This window comes from Peribacillus sp. GL_122, assembly GCF_057835005.1.
Map to the genome: position 1 here is coordinate 167501 of NZ_CM174415.1, position 17386 is coordinate 184886.

14 protein-coding genes, 9 tRNA genes and 2 rRNA genes (1 of these 25 only partly in view) are annotated in these 17386 nt (G+C 41.1%); 22 read left to right on the forward strand and 3 right to left on the reverse strand.

Annotation, left to right across the window (positions count from 1 at the left end; genetic code table 11):
- From AC3ISB_RS00930 to rocF, 12 genes are all read left to right on the forward strand, one after another.
- Window positions 1-1491 (forward strand): 23S ribosomal RNA (locus AC3ISB_RS00930) (it extends 1442 nt beyond the left edge of the window).
- A 74-nt stretch (window positions 1492-1565) separates the two neighbouring features.
- Window positions 1566-1681: ribosomal RNA gene (gene rrf, locus AC3ISB_RS00935) — 5S ribosomal RNA — on the forward strand.
- A 45-nt stretch (window positions 1682-1726) separates the two neighbouring features.
- Window positions 1727-1801: transfer RNA gene (locus AC3ISB_RS00940), tRNA-Asn, on the forward strand.
- Window positions 1802-1804: 3 nt separating this feature from the next.
- Window positions 1805-1877, forward strand: a tRNA-Thr gene (locus AC3ISB_RS00945).
- A gap of 32 nt (window positions 1878-1909) precedes the next feature.
- A tRNA-Glu gene (locus tag AC3ISB_RS00950) sits at window positions 1910-1984 on the forward strand.
- Window positions 1985-1992: 8 nt separating this feature from the next.
- A tRNA-Val gene (locus AC3ISB_RS00955) sits at window positions 1993-2068 on the forward strand.
- A 15-nt stretch (window positions 2069-2083) separates the two neighbouring features.
- Window positions 2084-2159: transfer RNA gene (locus tag AC3ISB_RS00960), tRNA-Thr, on the forward strand.
- A gap of 18 nt (window positions 2160-2177) precedes the next feature.
- Window positions 2178-2261: transfer RNA gene (locus AC3ISB_RS00965), tRNA-Tyr, on the forward strand.
- Between the two features lie 104 nt (window positions 2262-2365).
- Window positions 2366-2440, forward strand: a tRNA-Gln gene (locus AC3ISB_RS00970).
- 3 nt (window positions 2441-2443) lie between these two features.
- Window positions 2444-2515 (forward strand) — tRNA-Gly (locus AC3ISB_RS00975).
- Window positions 2516-2536: 21 nt separating this feature from the next.
- Window positions 2537-2612 (forward strand) — tRNA-Ala (locus AC3ISB_RS00980).
- Between the two features lie 204 nt (window positions 2613-2816).
- A complete protein-coding gene (rocF, locus tag AC3ISB_RS00985) occupies window positions 2817-3719 on the forward strand; it encodes an arginase (RefSeq protein ID WP_141992575.1) in 903 nt (300 codons plus the stop codon).
- Between the two features lie 138 nt (window positions 3720-3857).
- Here rocF and AC3ISB_RS00990 read toward each other — a convergent pair whose 3' ends face one another.
- Window positions 3858-4043 carry an aspartyl-phosphate phosphatase Spo0E family protein gene (locus AC3ISB_RS00990; protein ID WP_076372678.1) on the reverse strand — a complete coding sequence of 62 codons (186 nt, stop codon included), beginning with the start codon at window positions 4041-4043 and terminating at the stop codon, window positions 3858-3860.
- A gap of 172 nt (window positions 4044-4215) precedes the next feature.
- On the opposite strand from AC3ISB_RS00990, the gene sigW reads away from it, so the two are divergent.
- From sigW to AC3ISB_RS01040, 10 genes are all read left to right on the forward strand, one after another.
- Window positions 4216-4779, forward strand: coding sequence for an RNA polymerase sigma factor SigW (gene sigW / locus AC3ISB_RS00995; protein WP_489275309.1), 564 nt, complete (start codon window positions 4216-4218; stop codon window positions 4777-4779).
- A gap of 16 nt (window positions 4780-4795) precedes the next feature.
- Entirely contained in the window at window positions 4796-5419 is a 624-nt protein-coding gene (locus AC3ISB_RS01000; protein ID WP_063236210.1) for an anti-sigma factor family protein, read from the forward strand.
- 218 nt (window positions 5420-5637) lie between these two features.
- Window positions 5638-6462 carry a diadenylate cyclase CdaA gene (cdaA, locus tag AC3ISB_RS01005; protein WP_480340364.1) on the forward strand — a complete coding sequence of 275 codons (825 nt, stop codon included), beginning with the start codon at window positions 5638-5640 and terminating at the stop codon, window positions 6460-6462.
- On the forward strand, window positions 6455-7813 hold the full coding sequence (locus tag AC3ISB_RS01010; RefSeq protein WP_098371734.1) for a CdaR family protein: 1359 nt from the start codon (window positions 6455-6457) through the stop codon (window positions 7811-7813). Before cdaA ends, AC3ISB_RS01010 begins: the two co-directional genes overlap by 8 nt.
- 56 nt (window positions 7814-7869) lie before the next feature.
- Entirely contained in the window at window positions 7870-9219 is a 1350-nt protein-coding gene (gene glmM, locus AC3ISB_RS01015; RefSeq protein ID WP_141992577.1) for a phosphoglucosamine mutase, read from the forward strand.
- 465 nt (window positions 9220-9684) lie between these two features.
- Window positions 9685-11487 carry a glutamine--fructose-6-phosphate transaminase (isomerizing) gene (glmS, locus tag AC3ISB_RS01020; protein WP_098371736.1) on the forward strand — a complete coding sequence of 601 codons (1803 nt, stop codon included), beginning with the start codon at window positions 9685-9687 and terminating at the stop codon, window positions 11485-11487.
- A 658-nt stretch (window positions 11488-12145) separates the two neighbouring features.
- Window positions 12146-12598 carry a hypothetical protein gene (locus AC3ISB_RS01025; protein WP_141992578.1) on the forward strand — a complete coding sequence of 151 codons (453 nt, stop codon included), beginning with the start codon at window positions 12146-12148 and terminating at the stop codon, window positions 12596-12598.
- A gap of 462 nt (window positions 12599-13060) precedes the next feature.
- Entirely contained in the window at window positions 13061-13432 is a 372-nt protein-coding gene (locus AC3ISB_RS01030; RefSeq protein ID WP_098371738.1) for an iron chaperone, read from the forward strand.
- A 369-nt stretch (window positions 13433-13801) separates the two neighbouring features.
- Window positions 13802-14101 carry a hypothetical protein gene (locus AC3ISB_RS01035; RefSeq protein ID WP_489275313.1) on the forward strand — a complete coding sequence of 100 codons (300 nt, stop codon included), beginning with the start codon at window positions 13802-13804 and terminating at the stop codon, window positions 14099-14101.
- A gap of 343 nt (window positions 14102-14444) precedes the next feature.
- Window positions 14445-15305, forward strand: coding sequence for a CPBP family intramembrane glutamic endopeptidase (locus tag AC3ISB_RS01040; protein WP_489275315.1), 861 nt, complete (start codon window positions 14445-14447; stop codon window positions 15303-15305).
- A gap of 368 nt (window positions 15306-15673) precedes the next feature.
- Here AC3ISB_RS01040 and AC3ISB_RS01045 read toward each other — a convergent pair whose 3' ends face one another.
- Window positions 15674-16708, reverse strand: coding sequence for a sensor histidine kinase (locus AC3ISB_RS01045; protein WP_489275316.1), 1035 nt, complete (start codon window positions 16706-16708; stop codon window positions 15674-15676).
- Window positions 16705-17379, reverse strand: a complete 675-nt coding sequence (locus AC3ISB_RS01050) for a response regulator transcription factor (RefSeq protein ID WP_098371742.1) — start codon at window positions 17377-17379, stop codon at window positions 16705-16707. Before AC3ISB_RS01050 ends, AC3ISB_RS01045 begins: the two co-directional genes overlap by 4 nt.
- Window positions 17380-17386 lie beyond the last annotated feature (7 nt).

Here is a 17386-nt window from a genome sequence, read left to right on the forward strand (position 1 = left end):
TGTACCACCTATACATCGTTTGAACGATGGGGGGACGCAGAAGGATAGGGTAAGCGCGCTGTTGGATATGCGCGTCCAAGCAGTTAGGCCGGAAACGAGGCAAATCCCGTTTCCATTAAGGCGGAGCTGTGATGGCGAGGGAAATATAGTACCGAAGTTCCTGATTCCACGCTGCCAAGAAAAGCCTCTAGTGAGATGTAAGGTGCCCGTACCGCAAACCGACACAGGTAGGCGAGGAGAGAATCCTAAGGTGTGCGAGAGAACTCTCGTTAAGGAACTCGGCAAAATGACCCCGTAACTTCGGGAGAAGGGGTGCTTTTTAGGGTGAATAGCCCAGAAAAGCCGCAGTGAATAGGCCCAGGCGACTGTTTAGCAAAAACACAGGTCTCTGCGAAGCCGCAAGGCGAAGTATAGGGGCTGACACCTGCCCGGTGCTGGAAGGTTAAGGGGAGAGGTTAGCGCAAGCGAAGCTTTGAACCGAAGCCCCAGTAAACGGCGGCCGTAACTATAACGGTCCTAAGGTAGCGAAATTCCTTGTCGGGTAAGTTCCGACCCGCACGAAAGGTGTAACGATCTGGGCACTGTCTCAACGAGAGACTCGGTGAAATTATAGTACCTGTGAAGATGCAGGTTACCCGCGACAGGACGGAAAGACCCCGTGGAGCTTTACTGCAGCCTGATATTGAATTTTGGTACAGCTTGTACAGGATAGGTAGGAGCCTGAGAAGCCGGAGCGCTAGCTTCGGTGGAGGCGTTGGTGGGATACTACCCTGGCTGTATTGAAATTCTAACCCGCGCCCCTTATCGGGGTGGGAGACAGTGTCAGGTGGGCAGTTTGACTGGGGCGGTCGCCTCCTAAAGAGTAACGGAGGCGCCCAAAGGTTCCCTCAGAATGGTTGGAAATCATTCGTAGAGTGTAAAGGCACAAGGGAGCTTGACTGCGAGACCTACAAGTCGAGCAGGGACGAAAGTCGGGCTTAGTGATCCGGTGGTTCCGCATGGAAGGGCCATCGCTCAACGGATAAAAGCTACCCCGGGGATAACAGGCTTATCTCCCCCAAGAGTCCACATCGACGGGGAGGTTTGGCACCTCGATGTCGGCTCATCGCATCCTGGGGCTGTAGTCGGTCCCAAGGGTTGGGCTGTTCGCCCATTAAAGCGGTACGCGAGCTGGGTTCAGAACGTCGTGAGACAGTTCGGTCCCTATCCGTCGCGGGCGCAGGAAATTTGAGAGGAGCTGTCCTTAGTACGAGAGGACCGGGATGGACGCACCGCTGGTGTACCAGTTGTCTTGCCAAAGGCATAGCTGGGTAGCTACGTGCGGACGGGATAAGTGCTGAAAGCATCTAAGCATGAAGCCCCCCTCAAGATGAGATTTCCCATGGCGCAAGCTAGTAAGATCCCTGAAAGATGATCAGGTTGATAGGTCAGAGGTGGAAGCGTGGCGACATGTGGAGCTGACTGATACTAATAGATCGAGGACTTAACCAACGCTTTTAAAAAAATGAAATACCTTCTTATTATCTAGTTTTGAAGGAATGAAAATTCTTCAAAAATGAATATAGTCTGGCAATGATGGCGAAGAGGTCACACCCGTTCCCATTCCGAACACGGAAGTTAAGTTCTTCAGCGCCGATGGTAGTTGGGGGTTTCCCCCTGTGAGAGTAGGACGTTGCCAGGCTATTCATTTAAATCTTTAAATGGGTTTTAGGAAACATTATATTATTCCGCAGTAGCTCAGTGGTAGAGCATTCGGCTGTTAACCGAACGGTCGTAGGTTCGAGTCCTACCTGCGGAGCCATATGCTTCCATAGCTCAGTAGGTAGAGCACTTCCATGGTAAGGAAGAGGTCAGCGGTTCGAATCCGCTTGGGAGCTTCCCAATCTATCTATGAACACAAAAAAAGTTCGGCCCGTTGGTCAAGCGGTTAAGACACCGCCCTTTCACGGCGGTAACACGGGTTCGAATCCCGTACGGGTCACCATTTAATTCGGAGGATTAGCTCAGCTGGGAGAGCATCTGCCTTACAAGCAGAGGGTCGGCGGTTCGATCCCGTCATCCTCCACCATTTTATTCTTTACTTGCCGGTGTAGCTCAACTGGTAGAGCAACTGACTTGTAATCAGTAGGTTGGGGGTTCAAGTCCTCTTGCCGGCACCATTTACAACCATATATTGCGGAGGGGTAGCGAAGTGGCTAAACGCGGCGGACTGTAAATCCGCTCCTTCGGGTTCGGCAGTTCGAATCTGCCCCCCTCCACCATTTTAATAAAATCCTGTGGATCAGTTATATATTCTCTGTATTGGGGAAATATATGATTACCACCTTTTTATTTTGTTGAACATTAATCATTACATATCATATATTGGGCTATAGCCAAGCGGTAAGGCAACGGATTTTGATTCCGTCATGCGAAGGTTCGATCCCTTCTAGCCCAGCCATTTGCGGAAGTAGTTCAGTGGTAGAATACAACCTTGCCAAGGTTGGGGTCGCGGGTTCGAATCCCGTCTTCCGCTTAATAAATTTTAAATCCCTTAGGGGCCTTAGCTCAGCTGGGAGAGCGCCTGCCTTGCACGCAGGAGGTCAGCGGTTCGATCCCGCTAGGCTCCACCATCAACTACATACACCAAAACTTACGTCTTAAGCCAAAAATGGTTTAAGACTTTTTTTTGTTTAAGACATAATTGGGCAAACTACCCCAGAAAGATATTATTTCACAAAAAACATATGTGATAGGAACGTGCATCTTTATACATGGAAATGTCGAGTTGAACCAATCGGCATATACGATATAAAATGATGGAAAGGGGGAATTGTATGTCTATTCAGAAAATTTCCGTCATCGGGTTGCCTATGGACCTCGGTCAAGCAAGGCGAGGGGTGGATATGGGACCTAGTGCCATTCGCTGCGCAGAGATTGTCGAGCGTCTTGAAAAGTTGAATATAGCAGTAGAGGATTTAGGGGATATAATTGTAGGGCGCCCTGAAAATGCAGATGAGCCTGGGACAAATCTAAAAAACTTACAGCTTGTAGCGAAGGGTAACTCCCTGTTAGCTACAAGAGTTGATGAAATAATAGAAGGGGGTTCCTTTCCGCTTGTATTGGGAGGAGACCATTCCATAGCTATAGGTACACTGGCAGGAGTCGCGAAGCACTATGAAAATGTGGGTGTGATTTGGTACGACGCACATGGGGATTTAAATACGGAAGATACTTCACCATCAGGGAATATACACGGTATGCCCCTAGCTGTCAGTATTGGGCTTGGACATCCGGACCTAATCAATATCCATGGTTTTGCTCCAAAAGTGAAACCGGAAAACATCGTAATAATTGGAGCAAGGTCATTGGATGAAGGGGAAAAAGAACTTATCCGTGAGAAAGGGATTAAAGTATTCACGATGCATGAGATCGACCGCATGGGAATGGCACGGGTCATGGAAGAATGCATTGATTATTTAAGGGAGAGAACGGATGGCGTCCACCTTTCATTGGATTTGGATGGAGTCGACCCAGCAGATGCACCCGGAGTGGGGACACCGGTGATTGGTGGTATAAGTTATAGGGAAAGTCATTTGGCCATGGAAATGCTTGCGGAATCCAACTTGATTACATCAGCTGAATTCGTTGAAGTGAATCCCGTTTTAGATGAGCGAAATAAGACGGCGATCGTGGCCGTGGCCCTAATGGGTTCGCTATTTGGAGAAAAATTATTATAACTGAAAAAATAAAAGAAACAGTAACCGGCTTGTAATGGGTTACTGTTTTTTATATGCTAGAAGACGTAGGTTTATTTACTAGGGTGTATGTAACAGGAACATATCTATAGATAAATGGTTGCAATCGTATATCCATATTCACTTGAGGGCACGTCTGTCAGTGAGGTCTCCATTTTTAGTTAAATGGATGTATTGGATGATTAAAGAATCCAGTTTGCTGCTAACTTCAACAACTTCATTATCCACCATCGAAGAACGGGAAGCCAAAAACATCATTTTCTGTCTGTATTGTTCAATATGGTCTAAAATTTGTTCTGCAGTCATATTGAGAATCACTCCCTTGGATTTTACAATTTCTTACTATATAGCCCTGTTTTTTTTTTCTTAAACATAAAATGTAAAACTTTGTTAAAATTAATGTATTAAATTTTTGAAACCTTTTAGCTTACGGTTCGTAGTAATCGTATAGCCGCATGAGCGGGGGTAATACCGGAAAATGGATGCACTCATTAGAGAGAGAATTAATCAAGTATTAAAGGGAGACCATAATGCATTTGGGGAAATTGTCGAAATATACAAGGACAAAGTGTTCCAAATATGTTTCAGGATGCTCGGAAACAGGCAAGAAGCAGAAGATTTGGCACAAGAGGCCTTTGTAAGGGCCTACGTGAATATTCGAAGTTTCAATATACAAATGAAATTTTCTACATGGTTATACCGGATTGCGACCAATCTTTGTATTGACCGGCTTCGCAAGAAAAAACCGGATTACTATTTAGATGCAGAGGTGGCAGGAACAGAGGGATTGAATATGTATTCCCAAATTGCATCGGATATGGCGAAACCCGAGGAAGAGGTTGAATCTTTAGAACTACAGGAAACCATTCAAGTGGAAATAACGAAATTGCCCGAGAAATACCGATCGGTAATCGTATTGAAGTATATTGAAGAGTTATCTCTAAAGGAAATCAGTGAAATACTCGATTTGCCGGTCGGTACGGTTAAGACGAGGATACATCGCGGTCGGGAAGCCTTGCGTAAACAACTACGCCATTTATAAAAAGAAGGTGAGAAAAATGAACTGCCATGAGGAAATCATTGAATATATGCATGATTATTTAGATGAGGACATCAAACCGGAGCATAAAGAAGTTTTACGGGAGCACTTGCATAACTGTGCTGAATGCCGGGATTACTTTCATGAAATGAAAAAGGCGGTCGCTCTTGTACAAAGCACTTCCCATATAAAGGCCCCGGATGACTTTACAGCAAAGGTTATGGCTCAATTGCCAAAGGAAACGAAAACAACAGGTGCCAAACGTTGGTTCAAAAGCCATCCCTTCATGACAGCGGCAGCGATGTTCATCATATTGATGACAGGATCTGTTTTTTCCACTTATAATCAGGACGAACATTTTTCAGTATCAAAGCAGCCTAACTTAGTGGTCGAAGGTGAAACGGTGATTGTGCCTGAAGGTGAGACAATCAAGGGGAATGTGGTAGTTCAAAATGGTAACATTCAAATAGATGGTGAAGTAGAGGGAGATGTGACAGTCATAAATGGGCATAAATATATGTCAAAGGCAGGGAATGTGACTGGAAGCATCCATGTTATTGACCAAGCTTTTGAGTGGATGTGGTATAAAGTAAAGGATACTGCAACCTCGTTGGTTCCTGCTAAAGAGGAGAAAAAGGAATAAGGAATAAAGCTGGGAGGGGGCACCGTTTTTTCATTTACGGTGACTTCGCTCAGCTTTATTTTTTTAAGGGAAGGGAACCCTTTTTCATGATTCATTTTTCCTATGTAAATTTCTCACACTAGTTTTTAGATGTATCATTTAAAAAATGGTATACTATTAAGGTTATCGTATAAAGATTGTAATTTGTATTTGGAGTAATACTGACTGGAGGAAACAACATGTCTTTAACCAACTTGACTGTTTGGGACTATGTAGTAAATTTCATTGATATTCTCCTTGTATGGTTTGTGATATATAAATTGTTAACTATTATTCGGGGCACGAAGGCTATTCAGCTGCTAAAAGGAATTTTTGTAATTGTCATTGTAAAAAGCTTAAGCAACCTGTTTGGTTTCAATACACTCGGATGGTTAATGGCACAAGTCATGAATTGGGGAGTATTGGCGATTCTCGTCATTTTTCAACCTGAACTGAGAAGGGCACTTGAACAATTAGGACGCGGGAAGCTCTTTGCAAGGGGCACCGTTCCGGAAGAGAATCAGCAAGAGCGTTTAGTCGAAGAAATCCTAAAGGCGTCCACCTATATGGCAAAAAGGCGGATCGGAGCCTTGATTACGATAGAAAAAGGTACGGAGCTAGGGGATTATGTAGAAACGGGGATACCGCTAAAATCCTATATTTCTTCAGAACTGCTCATTAATATCTTCATCCCTAATACGCCGCTCCATGATGGTGCAGTTATTCTGCAAAATAACCAGGTGGCAGCTGCAGCTTGCTATTTGCCACTATCAGAGAGTCCATTCATATCAAAGGAACTTGGCACACGGCATAGGGCAGCCATAGGCATGAGTGAAGTTACGGATAGTCTTACGATTGTCGTTTCAGAAGAAACGGGAGGGATATCCGTCACTAAAAACGGGGAACTTTACCGGGATTTGAATCAAGAATCATTTAGGGCCATACTTACAAGTGAACTGGTAGTGGAAAACATCAAATCAACTTCCTCAAGCATCTTTAACTGGAGGGGGAAAAAGAATGGATAAATTCACCAATAGCGCTTGGTTTATGAGAATCGTAGCTTTTGCCTTGGCGGCACTTTTGTTCATTTCCATTAACTTCGAAATGGAGTCGGATAAAAAATCCCTTGGTTTATCGACTGCCCCTGAAATCAGTACGGAGACCATCGAAAATGTACCGGTTGAAGTGTACTATGACCGTGAGAATCTAGTGGTGAGCGGAGTGCCGGAGACGGTTGATGTTACTCTAAAGGGAGCAAAAAGCTTATTGATAAATGCGAAAAACCAAAGGGACTTTAAAGTGTATGTAGACCTTTCCGATCCTGCAATCTCAATGGGGGACAGAACTGTCACATTTAAAATAAGTGATTTGAATGAAAAGTTAGTGGCGACGATCGATCCGGAATATGCGGAGGTCAACGTTCAGGAACGGGTGACGAAGGAATTCCCCGTTGAAGCCGAGTATAATAGCTCTTTACTTGAAGAGGGATATACCGCTGGCCAGCCAACAGTCAGCCCGAAAACTGTCAAAATAACGGGTGCTAAAGATGCGATTGAACAAATTTCCTATGTAAAGGCAAACCTTGAAATAAGTAAGGGACTTAACGAAACGGTGAACAGCAAGGCAACCGTTAAAGCCCTGGACAGGGACTTGAACAAGCTGGATGTGACGATCGAGCCATCTACTGTTTCAGTTTCCTTAGAAGTGAGCATTCCTTCCAAGACGGTGTCGATAGCACCGAAGCAAACTGGCAAGACAAAGGATGGCATCAGAATCACGAGTATAAGTGTCGACCCAAAAGAGGTCACCTTATTTGGGTCGGAAACGAGCCTGGAGAAAATAGATGAAGTAGTTCTTCCTGTAAATATCTCGAAAATTGATGGTGATACAGAACTGGAACTTGATCTTGATAAACCGGAAAGTGTACAAAAAATGTCCTTGGGTAAGGCAAAGGTCAAGATTCGTACAGAGAAAGTTGATGTGGATGAAGAGAATGCAGAGCCAGTCGTAGAAGAGGAAGAACCAGAAACCGAACAAAAACAAGAAGAACAAGTAGTCGAAGAAGAAGCAGAAGAAGATGAACCGGCTGCCATTGAGTCTAAAACTTTCAACAATATACAAATAGTGCCTGTGGGCATACAGGATGACCAAAATGCCGAATTGGAATCCGATGTAACTAGCATCACTTTGCTTGGTGAGGCGGATGATTTGAAGAAAATAACTAAAGACGACATTAATCTTACAGTAGATGTGAGTAATTTAGATGAAGGTACGCATGATGTGGATTTGGCGGTAACAGTGCCTGAGGGAGTGGAATGGGAACTGGATTCTAAAACGGTTTCGGTCACCATCTCACAAAAAGACGAAGAGACATGACCTTCCTTTAACATCATCATTAAATTCAGTAACGATTCGAAGAAGGAGCGATAAAGATGGGTAAATATTTTGGAACAGACGGAGTCAGGGGTATAGCGAATAGCGAATTAACACCGGAGTTGGCATTTAAACTAGGCCGTTTTGGTGGCTACGTGCTTACTAGAAATACAGAGAAACCCAAAGTGCTGATAGGACGCGATACTCGAATTTCAGGTGAAATGCTGGAAGGTGCGCTTGTTGCCGGTCTTTTATCCATTGGGGCTGAGGTGATGCGCCTCGGTGTCATTTCGACACCGGGAGTTGCCTATTTAACAAAGGCCTTAAGTGCTGAAGCAGGTGTCATGATTTCCGCTTCTCATAATCCAGTAGCGGATAATGGGATTAAATTCTTTGGACCGGATGGGTTTAAGTTATCCGATGATCAAGAAGCGGAAATTGAAGCACTATTAGATATGGAAAAGGATGAACTTCCACGCCCTGTAGGCGGAGATTTAGGCCATTTGAACGATTATTTCGAAGGAGGGCAAAAGTATCTCCAGTACTTGAAACAATCAGTGGATGAAGATTTTACAGGCATTCATGTTGCTCTTGATTGTGCACATGGGGCGACATCTGCCTTGGCAATGCATTTGTTTGCAGATCTTGATGCAGACATCTCTACGATGGGGGCATCGCCCAATGGCTTGAACATTAATGATAAGGTAGGTTCCACCCATCCTGAGGCACTTGCTGAATTCTTAAAGGAAAAAGGTGCGGATGTCGGACTTGCATTCGATGGTGACGGAGACCGCGTCATTGCGATAGATGAAAAAGGAAATATAGTGGACGGCGATCAAATCATGTATATCTGTGCGAAATACTTGAAAGAAAATAACCGTCTGAAACAAGGAACAGTGGTTTCTACGATCATGAGCAACCTTGGTTTTTATAAAGGTCTTGAAGAGCATGGTATACAAAGCGCCCAGACGGCAGTGGGGGATCGCTATGTGGTCGAGGAGATGCGAAAAGGCGGCTATAACCTGGGCGGCGAACAATCCGGACATATCATCTTCCTGGACTATAATACGACAGGCGATGGCTTATTGACGGGCCTGCAGCTTGTGAACATCATGAGTGATACCCAAAAAACCTTATCGGAGCTCGCTGGCGAGATGAAGAAATATCCACAAACGCTGGTCAATGTCAGAGTTACCGATAAACACGCTGTAACCGATAATGAAAAGGTACAGGAAGTCATCAAGGCAGTCGAAGAGGAAATGGACGGAAACGGTCGAATTTTGGTGAGACCATCCGGTACTGAACCGCTAGTCCGTGTTATGGCTGAAGCACCGACAGCTGAGGAATGCACTAATTATGTAGATCGCATCGTCGCAGTTGTAAGAGCGGAAATGGGAATGAACGAATAATTAATCCTATGCATAAAAGGAACGTAATTTCCTTTTATGCATATTTTTATTAAGAAGTACTTTTTTTAGGTCTTGGTAATAAAGAATTGACCTATGTCCCTTGTTTAAGGTATGATTATCCTGATTTACAACTCATTTTCTGAAAAGGGTTGTGTTAAAAAGGAGGGTAGGCAAGGAGAAACGGATTCACAAAAGCGCCTGAACTAAGTCTGGACGAGAAATGGCTTAGTTGACGAGGAGGAGGTTTATCGAATGATCGGCGGATACCTCCCGGCTGAAGTGCACAGCCGCAGTAATTCCAATCTTAAAACAGTAGGGCAACTTACTGCACAAAGGATTGGAAATGCACAAAGGGAAAAAGTGCTTTAAGGCATTTCCTTTATAAAAAATATATATCAGAGATGAGGGGGCAGGGATGCCCCCGTGCATTCCTGTTCCCTCGAATCGGTTGGAGGAACAGAAATTATGTGTGGAATTGTTGGATATATTGGACTTAACGATGCAAAGGAAATTTTATTAAAAGGTCTTGAAAAACTTGAATACCGCGGTTATGACTCTTCAGGGATTGCTGTGAGAAATGAAGCAGGCGTTACAATCTTTAAGGAAAAGGGAAGAATCGCGGACTTACGCGGAGCCGTGGATGAAAATACTATGGCACATACTGGAATAGGACATACACGCTGGGCCACCCATGGTGTGCCAAGCCGTGAAAATGCCCATCCTCACCAAAGTAATTCAGGTCGATTGACTTTAGTTCATAATGGGGTCATTGAAAACTATGCGATTCTAAAACGTGAATATTTGAAGGATGTTGCCTTTAAAAGTGAAACGGATACGGAAGTCATCGTTCAACTCATAGAGAAGTTCGTAAACGAGGGCATGGAAGTGGAAGAGGCGTTCCGTCAAACACTCACTCTTCTGGAGGGTTCATATGCCATTGCCCTATTGGATGCTGAAAATGATGAAACCATCTTAGTCGCAAAAAATAAAAGCCCGCTGCTAATCGGTGTCGGAAAAGACTTTAACGTTGTCGCTTCGGATGCAATGGCCATGTTGCAAGTCACAGATCAATTCCTTGAACTGATGGATAAGGAAATGGTTATCGTGACAAAAGAAAAGGTAACGATCAAGAACCTTTCCAACGAAGAAGTCATGCGTGCTCCATACACTGCTGAACTGGATGCGAGTGATATTGAAAAAGGTACGTATCCGCACTATATGCTTAAAGAAGTCGACGAGCAGCCAGCTGTCATACGTAAAATCATTCAAGCATACCAAAATGAAGAAGGTAAACTTGCAATCGATTATAGCATTACTGAAGCCGTAAGTGAGGCTGACCGTATTTATATCATCGCTTGCGGAACCAGCTATCATGCAGGGTTGATTGGTAAGCAATTCATCGAAAAAATGACTGAAATTCCGGTTGAGGTCCATGTGGCATCGGAATTCACTTACAATATGCCGTTATTATCGAAAAAACCGCTATTCATCTTCATTTCACAAAGTGGTGAAACTGCAGATAGCCGTGCCGTGTTAGTGTCCATCAAAGCGCTTGGTCATAAAGCCCTGACCATCACGAACGTACCTGGCTCTACATTGTCACGTGAAGCGGATTATACGCTCTTGCTGCATGCTGGCCCTGAAATTGCCGTTGCCTCTACAAAGGCCTACACAGCTCAAGTGGCAGTCTTATCGATCTTAGCGAATGTAACTGGCCAATTCCGTAACATGGAGTATGATTTCGACCTTGTAAAAGAGCTTGGAATCGTTGCGACAGCAATGGAAGCCCTATGTGATTCAAAAGAAGAGATGGAAGATATTGCCCGTGAATATTTGTCCGTTACAAGAAACTGCTTCTTCATCGGCCGTTCCCTTGATTACTATGTTGTGCTTGAAGGGGCCCTTAAGCTGAAGGAGATTTCATACATCCAGGCGGAAGGCTTTGCTGGCGGAGAGCTTAAACATGGAACGATCGCCTTGATTGAAGAAGGTACACCTGTCATAGCCCTTGCTACGCAAGCGGGTGTCAACCTAAGCATCCGTGGTAATGTAAAGGAAGTGGTTGCCCGAGGCGCCAACCCTTGCATCATTTCCATGAAGGGGCTTGAAGAAGAGGATGACCGTTTCGTCATCCCGGAAGTGAATGAACTATTAACACCCCTTATCTCTGTTATCCCGCTGCAGCTCATTGCTTACTACGCAGCCTTGCACCGCGAATGTGACGTGGATAAACCACGTAACCTTGCGAAAAGTGTAACGGTTGAGTAAGTCGGAATGAATGCAATGTATGTTTGTTGAAAGACAACAAAGTTGGGTACTGGACAACAAAGTCGGGTATTCGATAATAAGATTAAGCACTAGAAGCATAGGTTATATCCTATGCTTCTTTTTTAAATATAATACTTGTTTATATTAGCGGATAAAGAACTAACTCAGCTGGGGACTTCAATAAATATTGATGTTGTGGATTACCTTACAGGGGATGTCAAAGGTGCGAAAGAGATACAGTTGAATCTCCCTGAAACAGGAGTGTACAGTATGAATCTAGCTTCTAGTTGCTGCGGTAGTCCTGTTCTAGCGAGATTGGAAATTAAGTATAATTCTTGTTACTAATAAACCAAAAGACCAGCCTGGATATCAGGCTGGTCTTTAAATTAATCCTTTTAATTTCGAGATTCAGTATTAAATTACCTTTAGATAGCGTTTGTTAAACTTATTGTTGGTTTTAAACAAATAGAAGAGACTACCTATTGTGGTCTTCTTTCATTCTCTTATGTATATCAAAAAAAGGATGGAACCATTACGATCCCTCCCTTAAAAATCTTTCACTTTTATTTCCATTCCACAAATGCGTTGCAGGATTGTAGAAGAAGGCATGTAACTTTTATAAATAGTTAACGTCTAACAGAAAAAAGGTGGGATTAATGTGAAAAATAAGAAATATTTTTTCGCTATATTGATGCTGTTCTTACTTATAGTAGTAGGTTGTTCAAATGAAACCAAAGAAGAACCACCAGAAGCGATAGTGAAAATAAATGATGAAAATATCGAAACAGCTAGAGGTACTTATCAGTGGGAAAAAAAGCGTTTACTCTCTAATACTACGGTTATCGCCGATGCTGCTGCACCAATTCAAATAGCTGAAGATATGAAAGCGAAAATAGTTGAACAAAGTTCAGTAGCAAATGTAGAGTTTAATGATGGCTCCCAACCACAATTACAGGCTTATTTATGGGAAGGAGAAAAACGTGGTGAAGAATTACCTTTGAATCAACACCACATAACCTTACCGTCGGAAAAAGGAAAGTATGTAATTGAAATTAACGCTAAATGGTCAAATGGAGACTCCTCTTATACTTTTGTCATAGAGGTACAATAATACAAGATTTTTTCCTCAACGAACGGATGCCAAATATACAATCAGTACCCGACTTTTTTTGTAACTGAACAATGTTAGGTAGATCTAAATAAAGATTAACTGTTTTTAAAAAGTTGCGAAGCTTTACCCCTTTGGCTATGATTAGCCAAAGGGGTATTTTTTATGTCTAAAACAACGAGAACCTCTCAAGTTGATAAGTGGTTTAAAGCATTCTAAGGAATAGGAAACGATGTGCAGTGACAATAAAGTTGTTTAATGCAATCTATTAAATCCATCGGTAGGTAATCACGGCATCCATTAGAGCAAAGTTAAAGATCTTCCTATAGTGCATTGTTGAAAGAAATCCATAAGGCATTAAATTTAGGCGATGTGGAAAATGAAGCTGTAATTCTATCGAAGCTGGGGCGTATTGGAATGAAAATAACATCTTCATAAAAATTTTTTAATTTAGGAGAGAATGACATGGAAGTTTTTGCAGAATTTTTAGCGAATATTGATAACCCGCAACATAGGGACCGAACGGAAGAAGTCTTGGCTTGGGTAACTAAGAAATTTCCAAATTTAATGCCGAAGATTGCGTGGAATCAGCCTATGTTTACCGATCATGACACATATATTATTGGCTTTAGTGTAGCGAAACATCATTTGGCTGTTGCCCCTGAAAAGGCAGGGATTGATCATTTTTCTGATGAAATCGTGCAGGCTGGCTATGATCACACCAAGCAGTTGGTACGTATCAAGTGGGACAGTCCGGTTGATTATTCATTACTTGAAAAAATGATCGAGTTTAATATTTTTGATAAGGCAGACTGTTCAACTTTTTGGAGGAAATAAATAAAAAATCGGATTAGTTAAGGGTGAGCTGAACCTCTATTAAAGTGTCCATTATTCGGGGTTCTGTTCAATATTAGAAGTGAAACGATGTGGTCCTGAGGTTATAAGATCCCCATATCTGCCGTCTGATCTAGCTCCATAGGCAAAAAGGAAGATTCTCCCTCCTTAATGACCTTACCTTTACGGTTGCGATTCCATAAATAGTTTAAAGTTCAAAAAAAGCACAAGGAGTTCCAGATTTGGAACTCCTTGTGCTTTTGGTTTTTAATAAAATCGAGATATACAAATATTACAACCAAACTACTTAAGATATTAAAACAAAAATTCATAGTGGGTATTTAAGGAAAAAATATTAGGTGGGGTGAAGAAATGAAGAAGTTACTATATCTTTTTATATTAATAATTCCTTTATTTTTGTTTGGATTTAATCCCGTATCAACCTTTGCAAGTTCTCCAACTAAAGAAGTTGATTTAAAAGAGGAAAGCCAATCAGGTGAGTTTCTGACAGAATATACAACTCTATCAGGCACTGATGTACCTTTAGGTCAAGAAATACCTATACTAGTAGATGAAAAAACAGGAGAAATGACTAATAATAGAATTGGTATATCTCCGGTGTGTGCTACTTGTAATCGATATACTTGGAAAACAGCCACAGATAAACGATAATCAAGTGTCTTTCACAAAAAAGTGACTGATGATACAAAATGGAGTCTAAACCTTACCTTTAAGATGGGAATAACTGGTATAATAGCTGTTTCTGGTGGGGGGGGAAAAGGTATATTCGGCATCGAAAAAATGGAACCAGTACAAAGAAACATGGAAATTGACTGGAACTCTAAAAACATATAACCCAACTGGTAATTTGATAAAAACAGAACAAAGAAATGAAACTTACATTAAATATAAAAAAGTAGCAATAAAATAAGTTAGAAATAGTGCAAATGCAAACCCTTATTCTAAAAAGAGAGTTTTTTTAGAATTTGAAATTTTCATATAAAAAGGGGTAAGAATGGATACTAATATTAAGCAAACTCATCGCTTTATATTATATATAACAATACTAATTATGATTATTTTTCCTTTTGCACAACTTATATTACAAGAACTTTTTTTCCAAATAAACAAACAATTATTTTTCTTTTTAAGTAAACTGGTTTTTATCTATGTGCTTTTTCTTTTCTTAAAAAAGAAAAAAATAACCTTATCGAGCATTAGGCTTAAAAAGGTACATATAAAATATATACTTCTTGGTATTTTAATGGGTATTATAGTTCACATGATAACTATGTTTTTTGGTAGGATTCAATATTATCTACTAACCGGCGAATGGCTTACTGCTGAAAAAATTGTTAATACACTTATGGAGAGTAGTAAAAACATAAGTTTTTACAGCATTATCATGATTGGCTTTTCAGTGGCGATTAGTGAAGAAATTCTTTTTAGAGGCATATTATTAAAACAATATCAGAGAATGAACATAAAGTCGGCCATAATTTTAAGTGCTCTTATTTTTAGCATTTATCATATGACGGTGGGAAACTTGGTTTTTGCATTTGTAATTGGTATCTCTTTTGCACTATTAACCATCTATACTGGAAGTATTGTTCCGGCTATCTTTTTTCACTTTTTAGTGAATGAAATAATGAGGATCATCATGCATTTCCCAGAAAAGGTTACTGAAACTTATTTTAAGGTAATGGTGTCTCCAATTACTGCCATAACAGGTTTAATATTTTTTCTATCTATATTAACTTTTTTATTAATAAAGGTAAGAAAAAATAATCAATTTCAAAGTGGAAAAGTTAAATTCTTTGATGGATATATTATTTTGTTGTTTTTGATGTATGTTCTTTTCCTAACAATAAAATAAATTTTAATCAAAGATAATACAGGTATTAAAATGAACCTAATTCATAACGATTTCATTTAAGAGGATTTCTTTGAGGTCGATGTCCATATTATTGCCACCAACAATTCTTCCGGCTTGTTAACCGTTGGGATCGAACCTGATTTGAACCCAACGATACGCCCCAACGATCTGATTAAATTCTCCATTTCCTGTTTCAATCTTTTTTTGCAAATTTCCCCACAATCACCTGTTCTGGATAGCCATTTTCTTTTAATAGAAGCGTTGATATTACAAGATAATCATCAACGAACTGGGCAGTGTTGTTAACAATAAGGCAGCATTAATGATCAACCTCTTTTATAAAAGGTACTTAACAATCACAAAACCCTTCACGAAATAGGAAGCAGAATGGTGAAAGTCGTTCCCTTATCGAGCTCACTTTCCACGGATATGGTCCCTTCATGCATTTCAATAATCTTTTTCACGATGGACAGACCTAAACCGCTCCCGCTTTTTGTACGTTCCCTTGCCAGGTCGGCTTTATAGAATCGTTCGAATATATGGAACTGGTCTGTTTCAGATATGCCAATTCCATTGTCGGATATCGTTATGGATGCCAGGTCATCAATCTGTTGTAATCGAATCGTGATCTTTCCACGATGGCGGGTGAATTTGACACTATTGTGTATTAAATTTGTCCATACTTGGCTCATTAAATCCTGGTCTGCAAAAATTCGAATCTTTTCTAAAGATATATCCATTTCGAGTTCTTTTTCCAACCACGTCGGTTCACAAGCCAAAATAATGGTTCGTATTTGCTGATCCAGCCGGAAGTCTGTCCTTTCAAAAGGATGATGCTCAGATTCCAGGGATGTAAGCTTTAGAAGGTTATCACTTAATTTAGATAATCTCCTGCTCTCTGTCTCAATTATATGAAGATAATGATTTCGTTCTTCGATTGTCAGCTTATTATATTGAAGAGCTTGGGCAAATCCTACGATGGAGGTTAGGGGCGACTGTATTTCGTGTGAGACGTTAGAGATGAATTCCTGCCGCATCTCTTCCATTTGCTTCAATTGCTTGGCCATGTGATTGAAGTGGTTAATGATATCGGTCATTTCGTTTTTCCTATCGATTTTAAAATCCAATTGAACATTATAATCGCCATTTGCTATTTTCCTTAAGGCATCAATGATCTCGAGGTAAATATTTGCCCATTTATTGTGATGGATGGCATGCATAAGATAGCCAATTAATATCATGATTGCGATGCTTGTGATGATTGTGGTCAGATACCGTACAAAATCGGGTAACCTTAATGGCAATAGCTCAATGATATAGTACCCGGCCGAAAAGCAAATTGAATTAAACGTAACAAAAAACAATATGCCAAGCATTTGTTTGAAAAATCGATTGCTTCTCATCTCGTTATCTCCAAACGGTAGCCCAATCCCCAAATCGTTTTAATTCGGAAGGGGAACTCCGATTCCGGAAACCGTTCTCTCACTCTTTTAATATGTACATCGACAGTTCGTTCATCACCTTCATAATCATAGCCCCAAATGTCTTCTATAAGATCTTCCCTGGAAAAAGTTTTTCCAGGATAGCTTGCTAATTTAAACAACAATTCGAATTCTTTTAATGGAATCGTATATTCCTGTTCTTTGAATGACATTTCATGCGTGTTGCGATTCATCTTTAATTCGCCGATATTTAATGTTTGTGAAATAGTGATTTTATACCGTTTAAGTAATGCCTTTATTCTAAGAACCAATTCGATCGGTTCAAATGGCTTTACAAGATAATCATCTGCCCCAAGACCGAATCCTTTTACTTTTTGAGTTGTTTCCCCTTTTGCAGTCAGCATTAAAATGGGGATATCACTAAATTCCCTTAACTCTTTGCATAATTGCCATCCATCCATGTTAGGCATCATAATATCGATGACTGCCAAATCGATTTTCACCTTCTCCATTACTTTCAATGCTTGCAGTCCATCTCGGGCCTCATATAGATCGAATCCTTCTTTTCTTAACAACAGGTTTATAAGTTCGCGAATATGTGCATCATCATCTACTATCAATATTTTTGTCATCCTTCTT

Coding starts and splice junctions, on each gene's coding strand:
- rocF (WP_141992575.1), top strand. CDS start 2,817: ATGTCTATTCAGAAAATTTCCGTCATCGGGTTGCCTATGGACCTCGGT.
- AC3ISB_RS00990 (WP_076372678.1), bottom strand. CDS start 4,043: ATGACTGCAGAACAAATTTTAGACCATATTGAACAATACAGACAGAAA.
- sigW (WP_489275309.1), top strand. CDS start 4,216: ATGGATGCACTCATTAGAGAGAGAATTAATCAAGTATTAAAGGGAGAC.
- AC3ISB_RS01000 (WP_063236210.1), top strand. CDS start 4,796: ATGAACTGCCATGAGGAAATCATTGAATATATGCATGATTATTTAGAT.
- cdaA (WP_480340364.1), top strand. CDS start 5,638: ATGTCTTTAACCAACTTGACTGTTTGGGACTATGTAGTAAATTTCATT.
- AC3ISB_RS01010 (WP_098371734.1), top strand. CDS start 6,455: ATGGATAAATTCACCAATAGCGCTTGGTTTATGAGAATCGTAGCTTTT.
- glmM (WP_141992577.1), top strand. CDS start 7,870: ATGGGTAAATATTTTGGAACAGACGGAGTCAGGGGTATAGCGAATAGC.
- glmS (WP_098371736.1), top strand. CDS start 9,685: ATGTGTGGAATTGTTGGATATATTGGACTTAACGATGCAAAGGAAATT.
- AC3ISB_RS01030 (WP_098371738.1), top strand. CDS start 13,061: ATGGAAGTTTTTGCAGAATTTTTAGCGAATATTGATAACCCGCAACAT.
- AC3ISB_RS01035 (WP_489275313.1), top strand. CDS start 13,802: ATGAAGAAGTTACTATATCTTTTTATATTAATAATTCCTTTATTTTTG.
- AC3ISB_RS01040 (WP_489275315.1), top strand. CDS start 14,445: ATGGATACTAATATTAAGCAAACTCATCGCTTTATATTATATATAACA.
- AC3ISB_RS01045 (WP_489275316.1), bottom strand. CDS start 16,708: ATGAGAAGCAATCGATTTTTCAAACAAATGCTTGGCATATTGTTTTTT.
- AC3ISB_RS01050 (WP_098371742.1), bottom strand. CDS start 17,379: ATGACAAAAATATTGATAGTAGATGATGATGCACATATTCGCGAACTT.